General features: G+C 47.1%; 12 protein-coding genes. 5 read left to right on the top strand and 7 right to left on the bottom strand.

The window, feature by feature from the left end; translation table 11 throughout:
• Positions 1-105: 105 nt before the first annotated feature.
• From RBK99_RS04800 to RBK99_RS04775, 6 genes are read right to left on the bottom strand one after another with little or no spacing between them, the layout of a single operon-like run.
• Complete coding sequence (locus tag RBK99_RS04800; RefSeq protein WP_317503508.1) at positions 106-1,362, bottom strand: tetratricopeptide repeat protein; 1,257 nt, start codon at positions 1,360-1,362, stop codon at positions 106-108.
• An 11-nt stretch (positions 1,363-1,373) separates the two neighbouring features.
• On the bottom strand, positions 1,374-1,982 hold the full coding sequence (locus RBK99_RS04795; protein ID WP_317503507.1) for an energy transducer TonB: 609 nt from the start codon (positions 1,980-1,982) through the stop codon (positions 1,374-1,376).
• Positions 1,983-2,390, bottom strand: a complete 408-nt coding sequence (locus RBK99_RS04790) for an ExbD/TolR family protein (RefSeq protein ID WP_317503506.1) — start codon at positions 2,388-2,390, stop codon at positions 1,983-1,985. It abuts the gene before it with no gap.
• Between the two features lie 21 nt (positions 2,391-2,411).
• On the bottom strand, positions 2,412-2,942 hold the full coding sequence (locus RBK99_RS04785) for a MotA/TolQ/ExbB proton channel family protein (RefSeq protein WP_317503505.1): 531 nt from the start codon (positions 2,940-2,942) through the stop codon (positions 2,412-2,414).
• A 2-nt stretch (positions 2,943-2,944) separates the two neighbouring features.
• Positions 2,945-4,324 (bottom strand): MotA/TolQ/ExbB proton channel family protein, encoded by a 1,380-nt coding sequence (locus RBK99_RS04780; protein ID WP_317503504.1) that lies wholly within the window; start codon positions 4,322-4,324, stop codon positions 2,945-2,947.
• Positions 4,325-4,336: 12 nt separating this feature from the next.
• A complete protein-coding gene (locus tag RBK99_RS04775; protein WP_317503503.1) occupies positions 4,337-5,128 on the bottom strand; it encodes a DUF3450 domain-containing protein in 792 nt (263 codons plus the stop codon).
• 181 nt (positions 5,129-5,309) lie between these two features.
• Here RBK99_RS04775 and RBK99_RS04770 point away from each other — a divergent pair, with 181 nt between their 5' ends.
• Both RBK99_RS04770 and rdgC read left to right on the top strand, forming a co-directional pair.
• Positions 5,310-7,043: a sensor histidine kinase gene (locus RBK99_RS04770; RefSeq protein WP_317503502.1), complete on the top strand. Its 1,734-nt coding sequence runs from the start codon at positions 5,310-5,312 to the stop codon at positions 7,041-7,043.
• A 113-nt stretch (positions 7,044-7,156) separates the two neighbouring features.
• A complete protein-coding gene (rdgC, locus tag RBK99_RS04765) occupies positions 7,157-8,047 on the top strand; it encodes a recombination-associated protein RdgC (protein WP_317503501.1) in 891 nt (296 codons plus the stop codon).
• Here rdgC and RBK99_RS04760 read toward each other — a convergent pair.
• Positions 8,044-8,892 (bottom strand): HDOD domain-containing protein, encoded by an 849-nt coding sequence (locus RBK99_RS04760; RefSeq protein ID WP_317503500.1) that lies wholly within the window; start codon positions 8,890-8,892, stop codon positions 8,044-8,046. The genes rdgC and RBK99_RS04760 overlap by 4 nt on opposite strands.
• A 100-nt stretch (positions 8,893-8,992) precedes the next feature.
• Here RBK99_RS04760 and RBK99_RS04755 point away from each other — a divergent pair, with 100 nt between their 5' ends.
• The 3 genes from RBK99_RS04755 (at position 8,993) to arsB (ending at position 12,716) form a co-directional block, all read left to right on the top strand.
• Positions 8,993-10,645, top strand: a complete 1,653-nt coding sequence (locus tag RBK99_RS04755; RefSeq protein ID WP_317503499.1) for a DUF8614 domain-containing protein — start codon at positions 8,993-8,995, stop codon at positions 10,643-10,645.
• A gap of 318 nt (positions 10,646-10,963) precedes the next feature.
• Entirely contained in the window at positions 10,964-11,701 is a 738-nt protein-coding gene (locus RBK99_RS04750) for a metalloregulator ArsR/SmtB family transcription factor (protein WP_317503498.1), read from the top strand.
• Positions 11,688-12,716: an ACR3 family arsenite efflux transporter gene (gene arsB / locus RBK99_RS04745; protein WP_317503497.1), complete on the top strand. Its 1,029-nt coding sequence runs from the start codon at positions 11,688-11,690 to the stop codon at positions 12,714-12,716. Before RBK99_RS04750 ends, arsB begins: the two co-directional genes overlap by 14 nt.
• Positions 12,717-12,731: the final 15 nt, after the last annotated feature.

The following is a 12,731-nucleotide window of genomic DNA, read 5'->3' as shown; positions in this document are numbered from 1 at the left end:
ACATTATAGTGCCCTGACTATTTATTGCAGTTATTTTTCTGTCGTGAGTCAATTCTATGTCTTTTTTGTGACATTAATATGACAAATTAACCTTTTGTGTACTATTTATTTCAGTTTTGCTACCTGCTGCTGATGCTCATACTGACTCTTCGCATACTTCAGCCACTGTTTCGCCGAGCGCGACACCGCCTCGTGCTCTTGTGCCAACTCGAAAGACGCAACCGCCTGTTCATATCGTTTCAGGTTCAGCAACGCAATTCCCTCAGCCAAATAGAGGTTCCCGGCACTGTCGAGATCCCCTTTAACCTGCGCTTCATTAGCGTATTCAAGCGCCATTTCGTTATTGCCCAAATTCAGATAAAGCTGCGCAATTTGCGCAGAAAAATTACCGTGCGAGACTTTATCGGACGCTTTTTTATAGACATCCACAGCGCGTTGATACTCCTTTGCCTGGGTGTATGCCTGAGCAACGAATTTCAGGTTGTCGACTGAGGCTTCTATTTTGTTTTCCTGCATTGCCTGCTGCAGAGTTTCTGCCGCTTTAAAGGGTAATTCATTAAAATAGTAAGCCTGAGCCAGTTGTCGCCATTCACTGCCTTTTTCAATAAACCCTTGCTGTCGGGCAGCTTCTAATACCGCCAGTTGCTTTTCGCTTTGCTCAAGTTGAGCGTAAACACCCGCCAGCTGCAGCCAATACTCCGCTTTGCTGTAAGCCGTTACTAAGCGTTCCATTACATCAGCTACTTGCTGAGTTTGGTTCATTTCATAATGCAAAGCGCGTTTTAAAATAAGCCAGTTTTCGTCTGGCGTCTCTTGCTCTGCATCAGCGTGTGCAATAGCTTTGTCGATAAAATTTAAGGCCGTCTGAAACTCATCTGACTGATAATACGCCTGCGCTTTCAATACCCAGGACTTACTCATTTCGTCTTCTGTGGCTAACGCTTCCCACTGCTGCAAAAACCCAATTGAGCGTTGAAACTGTCCGTCGCTTAACGCTAACTGAGCCAAACTGAAAAGTGTGCTTTTTTGCAGCGAATCGGGAATGGGTTTCTCGTTAACCACCTTTTCAAAATAGTTAATCGCTTTTCCGGTATTGCCTTGCTCGTAATGCATAAACCCATAAAAGTTCCACATCATCGCGCGCTCGTAGCTGTTCATACTGTCGGCTTTTTCTTCGACCGCTTTCAGTATGGTAAGCCCTTTTTCCACATCCCCTTTATCTGCCTGCTCCTGAGCCCGCGCTAACTGCCCGTACACCTTTTCTCTTAAGGCTGGAACGCGCTCCGTTTCTTGTGCCAGCGCCGGCTGCACTAATACTAGCCAGCAACTAAAAACCATCAGTGTGAGGAGTCGCAGTGTCATAAATCACCCATTTAGTTCATTTCGAAGGTCATTCGATTGCGAACACCATCCACTTCGACTGGTTCACCATCAATAACCCGAGGTTTGTATTTAAACTTCAGCACCGCGTCCATAGCGGCTTCATCAAAAATCCCTTCAGGCTCAGCTTCAACCACTACCGGATTTCGCACCGATCCCTGCTTTGTTACGGTAAACTCAACCACCACATACCCTTCTATGCCCCGTTGCAGTGCGCGTCGGGGGTAAGCAGCCTGCACTTTAACAATAGGTAAGTATTCGCCGTCGCTGGCCTGTAACGACAAGCCGTTACCAATATCCGCTCCGCTGCTGACATCAGCCGAAAAGTTATACCCGGAACCTGCGTCAGCATTCACGACATCGTTATTCATTTGTGGTTGAGGCAACTGTTCCGGTGGCTCTTCAGGCTCGGGCGGACGCTCGGGCTTACGTTCTTTTTCCTGTACCTGCTCTTGCTCCGGAGCGCGCACAAAGTCCAGCACGCTACCCTGCGGCGGTTCGCTCATAGCACCTTCGCCACCACTAATTAGCGACTGCATCAAGTAAAACAACCCAATGGTGACGAAAGCCGCAACCAATAATGCTGCCAGGAATCTCATCATTTACTCTTCATCCGTTGCTACAGAAACGTCGTAAACGCCCGCCGAACGGGCCGCATCCATCACTTTAATTAGCGCTCGGGTGTTGGACTCTTCGTCGGCCTGGATAACCACCGACCCTTGTGGGTTTTCTGCGTACAAGCGTTCGATATTGGCCTGTACGGCGCGAATATCGACCTGACGTTTATTAATCCAAATCTCATTGTTTTCGCTAATAGCGACTAAAATGTTGGCGCGGTTTTTCTGAACAGCGGTTGCTGCGTCCGGGCGGTTTACATCAATACCTGACTCTTTCACAAACGACGCCGTAACAATGAAGAAAATCAACATAATGAACACCACATCCAGCATGGGTGTCATATCAATCGCACTTTCTTCCTCTTCAACTAAATTGGCAAAATGTTGCTTCATAATCTTGTCCCCGACATCACCTTAGTGACGTTCCAGTAAAATTTTGTCTTCCAGCTTCATCCGCTCACGGCGGGTGGTTCGCTGCAACCAGGTGGCGGCAAAAACACCAGACAACGCCCCCACCATGCCGGCCATAGTAGGAATAGTCGCTTTTGAAACCCCCGATGCCATTGAGCGTGCACTGCCGGTTCCGGTAATTGCCATCACATCAAACACTTCAATCATGCCGGTGACCGTTCCCATTAATCCGAGCAAAGGACACAACGCCACCAGCGCTTTTATGACTGGCAGGTTCCCGCCTAACGCTAAACTGACGCGGGAGATCATCGCTTGCCGAATCTGCTCTGCATTCCACGATGATTTATCTTCCCGTTGTTGCCAGCGTTTTAAGGTCGCTTTTACACGAGCCCGATGGCCCTTCAGGTAATAAAAAATGCGTTCAAGAATCATCAGCCACATGGTAAAAATTAGGATTCCGATGACCAGCAGAACGTGTCCGCCGGCCTCGATGAAATCTCGAATGGCATTACTGAATTCTATGAGGAATAACACGGTTACTCTCCTCGCTCAGACCGCTCCGCAATAATGCCGGATGCTTGTTCCTGCAGTATGTGAATCAAGTTCTTGCTGCGTGTATGCAAGGTTGCAAACAGTAACGTCATTGGAATCGCAACCACCAAGCCTAAGACCGTTGTCACCAACGCTTGTGAAATGCCGCCGGCCATCAGTTTCGGGTCACCCGTACCAAACAGAGTAATGGCCTGGAAGGTGTTGATCATGCCGGTCACTGTTCCTAGTAAGCCCATTAGCGGGGCCACCACAGAAATAATCTTAATAAACGTCAGATTCCGGGTAATTTTCGGCACCTCACGTAAAATACCTTCGCTGAGTTTAAGCTCGAGTGTTTCGGTGTCTGCTTGTGGGTACTTGTCTTTAATAAGCATGACGCGACCCAGTGGGTTGTCCTCGCTCGGCTTGTCTTTCTTCAACTGACGCTTCACTTTGTTGCCCAGTAACATCAGCGAGACAAAACGCTCAAGAGCAAACAACAAACCAATAACGCCCAGTGCAATAATGATGTATCCAACGGTGCCGCCTTGATCAATGCGCTCACCTAAACTCGGAGCCTGCACCAGTAAGCCCAGAATTGAGCCGCCGGTAGGGTCAAGCCCAAAGGTAACAATGCCACTGTCCTGTGCCTGAATTTCTTCGGCAGTACTCAGATAGCGCCCTGCGGGTTGACGCATCAGTTCGACGACGGAACCCGTTGCATTCATGCGCTCCAGGTATTTACCGTCCGATACCAGGTTAAATGTGCCAACACGAACTACCTGTTGTTCCGCTTTATCGCCGTTTGCAGCAGTGACCTCGGTGGTAAACTCAGCAATTTTGCCCGACTCTGTCATCTCTTGTTGCAGTGCAAACCAAACACTCTCAATGTCTTCAATAGACGCCATTTTTGATGATGACCCCATTTGTTCGGCAAGCTGCGACATACGTTCGGCGCGCCCCGGATATTGAGCCGATATCACCGAATTTTCGAAATTACTGGCGGCGTCGCTGGCGACCTGCTGCAGTACACCAAAAAGCTCTTTTAGCGAGCCCATACGCTGCGTCAGGGTGTCACTTAAGTTGCCTAAATCCACTTCGTTCTGCTCGAACTCTGTTTCCAGTTGCTCTGCACGCTTTTCTAGTCGGTTCCGCTCAGCAATCGCGTCGGCTAATAGCGCCTTCTGCTCTTGCTCTTTTTCACGGAAACGCTGTTCGCGTTGTTTATTATTTTCCGACTGCGAAAACTGACCTTGTTGCAGTTGCTTTAGTAATTCATCTAAATTAATTGGGTCCTGCGGAGCGGGTGCCGCCAGCGCAGTAACGGAAGCACATGCCAGTACCGTTACTGAAAACCACTTTGCAAATCGCTGTTTCAAATTCATGGCTATCACTCCCTATTGGCCTGCGCTATTTTGAGTTGAGGTTGATTTATGCGCGAACAGCGGCATCATCAGTAAATCAGGAGCCAGCTGTTTTCTGGCAATACGAATGGCTTCTTCTACTGCAGGTAAGTGCTTACTATCAAGCTCTTGCCAGCTGCGCTTCTCCTGATTCCAGATACCCAATTGTTGCCCGTCACGGGTTTTGTATATAAGCGCAACGCGACCAATGCGGAGAAAAGTAACGTCTTGCGGCTGGCCGTTAATGGAGTGTTCAGCAGTATAGGCTTCAATGTTCCGGCCGTAATCCGCTTCTATTTGGTAAGCCTCCATTACCCGTCTGAATTTTTCCGACACATCAACGTTGGCTCTTGTCATTAAGTCGTTTAACTGTTGTAAACGCTCACTTCGTTCGGTCTGTAAAAAAGGCACATCTAATTCAACGAAGGACTCTAACGAGTCAATCATTCGCAACATGAGAGGCGTAATTTGACGCTCGACATAACTCACCTGATCAATGGAGTTGTCGATATCCTGCTTTTCGGTTTCCTGACTGCGAATTTGCTGCTCAATTTGTGCGGTATAAACTTTTAATCCATCAATTTCTTTTAGAATGCGTTTATACTGCTGCAGCCGTTCTTGCATATCGTCGGAAATTTCATCGATAGTTAGCTGAGATTTGCGAGCCGATTCATTAATAGAAGAAGCTTTCTCAACCACGGGCTCAAGTTTTTCCTGTTGCGAATATGCGGGGGCTACCATCAAAGCGGCAACAGCTAAAGCGCCAGCAGAAGTAATTAACTTCATAAGTTATGACCTTTGTGAATTAATTTGTGGCGACTTTAGTCATTTTTCATGACAGCTTAATGACCGAAACGTGTCACTTTTATGTCAGCGTTTTTATTCGCCTAGGTCCTATTGCTTTATTGCGTTATGCTGGTCAATGAATTAGTTTATCCCTATCCGTTCAATTCGTTGACATTAGTCTATGGCAATCAAAAGCATTTCATCCTCATTGCTGACCCGGGTACTGTCTGTTTACTTTGTGCTAACGCTGATTGTCACTGCGGTACAAATTGGAGCAGAATACTTTGATACCAAACGGGTTTTGATTGCCGAACTGCAAAACCAACAAAGCACCTTTAATGGCTCGCTAACTCGCTCTCTCTGGGAATTCAACAGCAATCAAATTGACACCATTGCCGACGGACTTATCAGCATACCGGCCATTGCTGGTGTTCTTATCCGCGACGACGCGGGCAACATACTGGTGCAGTTAGGCGAAACCACCGAAATGAGTGACCTGCCCGATGACAACAGTGAAGGGATGCTCTTACCGGAAAGAAAAGGAATTTTTGGTTACTACGACTCATTAATCTTTGAATTTTCCGGACACTCAACCAAAGTCGGCGACGTCAGCCTGTTCTCAACCCGCGACATCGCCATTGATCGCATCAAAGTCAGCCTAGGCTTTATTATTGGTAATGCGATTATTAAAAGCACCTTTCTTATTGTGCTTTTCACCATTGCCTTTAACCGCATGTTAAGTCGTCCTTTAAATGACCTGACCCAACAAATTAAAGGCTTTAGACTGGATAACCTTGAGCGTTCCAGAATTCGCCTGAATGATCAGCACAACAATGAGTTGGTGCTTGTGGAACAAGCCTACAATCAGCTGCTGGATAATATTGAGGAATATCAGGCCGACCTGGATCGCACGCAAAAGAAACTAAAAGCGGCTAACCGTCAGCTGGATGAGCAGAACGCCATACTGGAACAGGAAGTGGCGCGCAAAACCTCACGCCTGAGTCAGGTCATGCTGGATCTTGAGCAGCGTAAAAACGAGCTGGAAATGCGCCAGGAAAAACTGGAGCGAGAAGTTGGCCAGCGCCGCTCTATCGAGAACACCTTGCGGCAGTCAAATCAGCGGCTGGAGTCCTCGCTTAACCATTTGCGAGAAACCCAGCAACAACTGATTGAGTCAGAAAAAATGGCGTCTTTAGGCGGCCTGGTGGCTGGCATTACCCACGATGTCAACACCCCCATTGGCATCAGTGTTACCGCGTCGTCCTATTTACGCGAAAAGCTCGATATGCTTGATCAGTCTTTGCTGAATAAAGAGCTGACACAGGCACAGTTAAAGAAGTTTATAGATGAAGGGCGAGAAAGTCTTAACTTACTAGACAACAATTTGCACCGCGCCTCGGATCTTATCAGCAGCTTTAAGCAAGTGGCCGTTGACCAGGCATCGGATGCCATCCGTGACATTAACCTCAAAAGTTATATCGAAGATTTAATTCAGTCGTTGCAACCACATTTGAAAAAGAGCAATCATCAGGTCAACCTGGAATGTGCTGATGATATTTTTATTCGTTGTCCGGCCGGAGCGTTATCGCAAATTTTCACCAACTTGATTCTCAATTCACTGAGACATGCGTTTGACGGTATTAGCCAAGGGGTAATGAATATCTCTATCAAATTGGACGGCGAAACGCTTGAGGTACATTACTCCGACAATGGCAACGGTCTGTCAGAATCGCAGCTCAACCGATTGTTTGACCCCTTCTTCACCACCAAGCGCGATCAGGGCGGTAGCGGCCTGGGTACTCATATTGTCAGAAATTTGGTGACTCAGACCTTGTCGGGCGATATCCGGGCCGAGAGCGAACCGGGTGAGGGATTAAGTTACTTCTTTTCGTTTCCTGTACAGGTTTTAAACTGACAGCCCTGAGCTTTTTAACTGACAGCCCTGAGCTTTTTAACTGACAGTTCCGCGCTAACGGGATACAATCCCAGCCCTAAATTTTTCTATGTTGCGACAGGAACAGCTTACCTATGTGGTTTAAAAATCTTCGGTTTTATCAATTCAGCGAAACCTTTTCACTGCCTGATGATTTCTCTGAGCAATTAGCAGAGCACAGCTTTCATCCCTGTTCCCGTTCAGATCAAAGCTCCTTTGGCTGGAGCTCGCCCTTTGGCGCAGATAACGATGTGCTTACCCACAGTCTGAGCAACTGCTGGCTGCTGTGCGCAAAACGCGAAGAAAAAGTATTACCCAGTACCGTCGTCAATGCGCAGCTGGACGAAAAAGTTCGCCAAATTAGTGATGCAGAGGGTCGTTCGGTACCCCGTAAAGAAAAGCAAAATCTAAAAGAAGATTTAATTCATCAGTTGCTACCACAGGCATTCAGTCGTTTTCGTCAGAGCTGGGGCTACATTGACCTCGACCGTCAAATTATTGCAATTGATGAATCGGCCGCGAATAAAGCCGAGGACTTTTTAGGCCTGTTACGCTCATCCGTGGGTTCGTTACCGGTACGTCCGGTCAGCCCCAGCGATGCGGTTGAAACCTACCTGACACATTGGTTACAAAGCACCGATTTACCCCAGCCTTTTGAGTTTGGCGATGAAGCGGAATTGCGTTCGCCTCAAGCCGATGGTGGCATCATTCGCTGTAAGCAGGAAGATTTAACCCGGGAAGATATTCAAGCCCATTTATCCGGTGGCAAACAAGTCACTCGTCTGGGACTGGTCTGGCAGGAAAACTTAGAGTTTATTATAGAGTCGGACATGGCATTAAAGCGGGTCAAACCAACTGATCGCCTGCTGGATACCAAAGATGACCTGGTTGACCCAAGCCCGGAAGAAAAAATTGATGCTGACTTTGCTCTTGTGAGCGCAGAAGTCGGACTGCTATTTGATGATTTGAAGCGTGCCTTTGGCTAAGACAATAGCTCCAACATTTGGTGGTAGGCGTCCTGAATGGATTCCTGCTGCCAAAAGTCATCGGTTTTAATCACGCCCCGCATTTGATACTCAACAATAGTCACGCTGTTTTTGTTCGGTTTGGCATTGCCGGTTAATAAGCTGGCCAAATGCACAATGTCACAATAATTCACAGTTATTGCATCATCTAATTCCATCCGACCGGTATAAAAGTGCAGCGGTACTTGCACTAAATTAGAGGTGAACTGCCAATAACGCAGAATATTGCTGCCTAAGCCCGAGCTGAACTGGGTAATGCATTCGTTAATAAACGACGGATTAGCAAAGCTGTCCTCAAACTCATTCGCCATACTCAGAATTGGTGCCACGCCAATACGCGACACCATGCCAGCTAAGAGCGACACATCCTGATGCAAACGATGACCAATTCCGCGACGCTGCAGGTCTTGTGTTATCACAACCGACGCCGCTGCAATTTGCCGGCTTTCCGTAATAAACTGTTCGGAAAACATTCGTATAATGTCGTTGCTGGGATTAAACACCTGCTCCATAGCCATAGCCAGCGCTAATGTTCTTATGCGGCGCATACCAATACGGGTTAATGCCTGCATCAAACTTTCGGCTTTACTGCGCCCGCCTAAATACGCGCTGTTAGCCAGCCGGATAAGCCGTGCCGTGAGCACAGTATCCTGCTGAATAATGTGGCTTAGGTCGTGCAAGTTACAGTCGGGATCCATTGTCGCATTACGAACCTGCTCTGCCGTTTTAGGTAAACTGGGCAGTTTCAACTCATCACGTTTTAGCCGTTCATCAATGAGAAGGTGTAACGCATTTTGCGATGACATTTGGGATCCTTATTATTATTATGGTTTTCTTGCTTCTCTAAAAGCTAGGCAGTAGATTAACAGAACTTTCAAACAACACAATTTCTACAAAAGTCATATTATGAAAAAAACTCTTCTTAGCATAGCGCCGTTGACTCTTATTCTGTTTGGTTGCAATGAACCACAGACATCTCCTGATGTAGCCGTCGATCGCTACGAGCTGGTAGACGGTGCCAAAGATCGTTTAGATATCTACACACCTTATCAACTGGATGCAGACTTGTCGCATTTATCGAGCGACCAGAAAAAGATGGTCAGCTTATTAATAGACGCCTCTAAAATTATGGACAACCTATTCTGGAAACAGGCTTTTCCGGGCAACAAGGAGAAACTGTTAAGCAATGTTGAGGGTAATGTTCAGGAATTTACCGCGATAAACTACGGCCCATGGGATCGTTTGAATAATAACCAGCCTTTTTTAACGGGCTTTGAAGAGAAACCGGAAGGTGCCAACTTTTATCCTACGGACATGACAAAAGTTGAGTTCGAAAACGCCGAGCTAGCGAATAAGACCAGTCTTTACACGCTTATTCGCCGCAATGAAAAAGGTGAACTCATTACGGTGCCTTATTCAGAAGCCTTCAAAGAGCCTCTGACCGAAGCGGCTAATTTACTTCGTCAGGCTGCTGATTTAGCAGAGAATAAGCAATTCGCTGAGTATTTACGTTTGCGTGCTGATGCGTTTTTAAGCAATGAATACCAACCGTCAGACATGGCCTGGATGGAAATGAAAAATAATGACGTCGATGTTGTTATCGGGCCTATTGAAAACTATGAAGATCATTTGTTTGGCTATAAGGCGGCCTTCGAGTCCTACGTTTTGATAAAAGATAAAGCATGGAGTGAGCGCCTGGCTAAATACGCTCAGTATTTACCTCAACTGCAGAAGGGCTTGCCCGTTGAACCAGCCTACAAAGCAGAAATGCCGGGGGCTAACGCCCAGCTGAACGCCTACGATGCAATCTACTACGCAGGCCACTCAAACGCAGGCAGCAAAACAATCGCCATTAACCTGCCGAACGACGAAGAAGTGCAATTAGAAAAAGGGACACGTCGCTTGCAGTTGAAAAACGCAATGCGCGCTAAGTTCGATAAAATTCTGGTGCCTATTGCAGAGAAGTTGATTGTTCCGGAGCAACGTGACGACATTACCTTTAACGCCTTTTTTGCCAATACCATGTTCCACGAAGTGGCTCACGGTCTGGGCATTAAAAACACCCTGAATAACAAGGGCACGGTTCGCGAAGCCTTAAAGGAACACGCTTCTGCTTTAGAGGAAGGCAAAGCCGACATTCTTGGGCTCTACATGGTTACCCAACTGTTTGAGCAAGGCGTTTTAGACGAAGGCGAACTGGAAGACTATTACACCACGTTTATGGCCAGTATCTTCCGTTCCGTTCGTTTTGGTGCCTCCAGTGCACACGGCAAAGCGAACATGATTCGTTTTAACTACTTTGCTGACGCAGGCGCCTTTAAGCGTAATGCCAGCGGTCAATACGCTATAAACATGGAAAAAATGCGCGAAGCTATGAACAGCTTGTCGAAAAAGATCCTGACCCTGCAAGGTGACGGCGATTACAACGGTGTAGCTGAACTGGTTGCGACTCTGGGTGTTGTCAGCCCACAGTTAAAAGCCGACCTGGATGAATTAGCAGACGCCGGCATCCCCGTAGACGTTACCTTTGAGCAAGGCAAAGACGTATTGGGGCTGTAGGGCCAGGTTGTCACTTGCTTCGCTTGAACATTGGGCCCCCTGTGACGGAGACGCTACGAGTTCATCCATGAACGCTTGACGAAGGCCATCCATGGCCTTCGACACTCCGCCACAGGGGGCCCAACATTCATAACGCTCACAACTGAGCGACCTACCCTATCTGCCCAACCTAGGATTGATATCAGGTTAGGAGCTGAAACAGGAGCGCGTCCGACGGTTCCTGTAACCTCAGCGCTCTTGGTTCAGTCCTTAACCTGTTGCAATCACTATATATTCGGATTACCATATATATGGAATATCGAATATATGGTGTCTCCCATGAGCACAAAAGTCCTATTTTTATGCACTGCAAACTCTGCTCGATCGTTAATGGCGGAAGCCATTTTGCGTCAGTTTGGCAACGACGAATTAGACGTCTACAGTGCCGGCACTGAACCCACCGAACCTAAACCGGAAGCTATTGAGGCGCTGAATACGCTTGGTGTAAGTACAGATGGTTTGCGTTCAAAAGCGGTCTCGGATTTAAGCATTTCAGAATTCGATTACGTGATTAGCTTATGCGACCGCGCTCGCTCTGAGTGCCAGCTTCAGTACAAAAATAATCACTTTATTGCCTGGGACTTTCCTGATCCCTCCGGCAGCAATAAGCCCAACGCCTTAAAAAAAACCGCTCATGAACTGAGTGAGCGGATTAAAATGTTTTTATTGATTCTGCGCAAAAACAAAGACAGTCAGATGCCTCATTTATTCAATGCTCCGGAAGGCTTTTTCAAAATCATGGCCGACCCGCTACGTTTAACCATGATAAGCCTGCTGGCTAAGCATAAAGAGTTGTGCGTCTGCGAATTTGTGGATGCGACCGGCATGTCACAACCTAAGGTTTCACGTCATCTGGCCCAACTACGCGAATATGGGCTACTCACTGACCGCAAAGATCAACGTTGGGTGTATTACCAGCTAAACAGTGCGCTGCCTGACTGGATGCGAAAAGTGATTATTACGACCGCAGAGTACAATCCACAGCTGATTAAGGATATCGAAAATGGGTGTGTTTGAACGCTTCCTTTCCGCCTGGGTTGCCTTAGCAATTATTACCGGCACCGCTTTGGGTAAATTTTTCCCATCCATTTTTCAGTGGCTTTCAGCCATAGAGTTCGCTCAGGTGAACTTGGTTATCGCCGTATTAATTTGGTTAATGATTTACCCGGTTATGGTTCAGGTTAACTTTGGTTCCATTAAACAAATCACTAAAGAGCCGAAAGGATTAATTCTGACCCTTGTTATTAACTGGCTCGTTAAGCCTTTTACGATGGCCTTTATTGGCTGGCTATTTTTCAAAGGGATATTTGCCGACTTTATTCAACCGGAAACCGCTAACCAGTACCTTGCCGGTGTTATCTTACTGGGGGTCGCTCCCTGCACTGCCATGGTGTTCATTTGGAGTCAGCTGACCAAAGGTGATGCTAACTACACCCTGGTACAAGTGTCCGTTAATGACATCATTATGATTTTCGCTTTCGCGCCTATTGCGGCCCTTCTATTAGGCGTTACTGACATTATTGTCCCCTGGCAAACCTTGCTGTTAAGCGTAGGACTTTACGTTATCGCCCCGCTGATTGCCGGGTTTATAACGCGTCAACGTATTACGCGTTCTACTGAAGATAGTGAAAAATCGCTGGCTCACTTTGACCAGACAATGAAACCCTGGTCAATTGTGGGGTTACTAATGACCGTGGTATTGCTGTTTGGCTTTCAGGCAGAAGTCTTACTAACCCGGCCATTGGATATTGCCATGATAGCCACCCCGCTATTGCTTCAGACCTACGGTATTTTTGCTATCACGTTTATTATTGCTTTACTGATTAAATTACCACATCGCATTGCAGCACCAGCGTGCCTTATTGGTACCTCTAACTTTTTTGAGCTGGCGGTTGCAGTGGCTATCAGTTTGTTCGGTTTGCAATCGGGGGCTGCGCTTGCCACGGTGGTTGGGGTATTGGTTGAAGTGCCGGTGATGTTGTCTTTAGTTTGGTTCGCAAATAGAACCAAGCATTGGTTTGCATCAACCTGACGCAATAGCGTCAGG

Origin of the sequence: Idiomarina solivarensis, assembly GCF_033052755.1 — a bacterium.
Lineage (GTDB): Bacteria > Pseudomonadota > Gammaproteobacteria > Enterobacterales > Alteromonadaceae > Idiomarina.
This window is presented reverse-complemented; position numbering and strand designations above follow the sequence as displayed.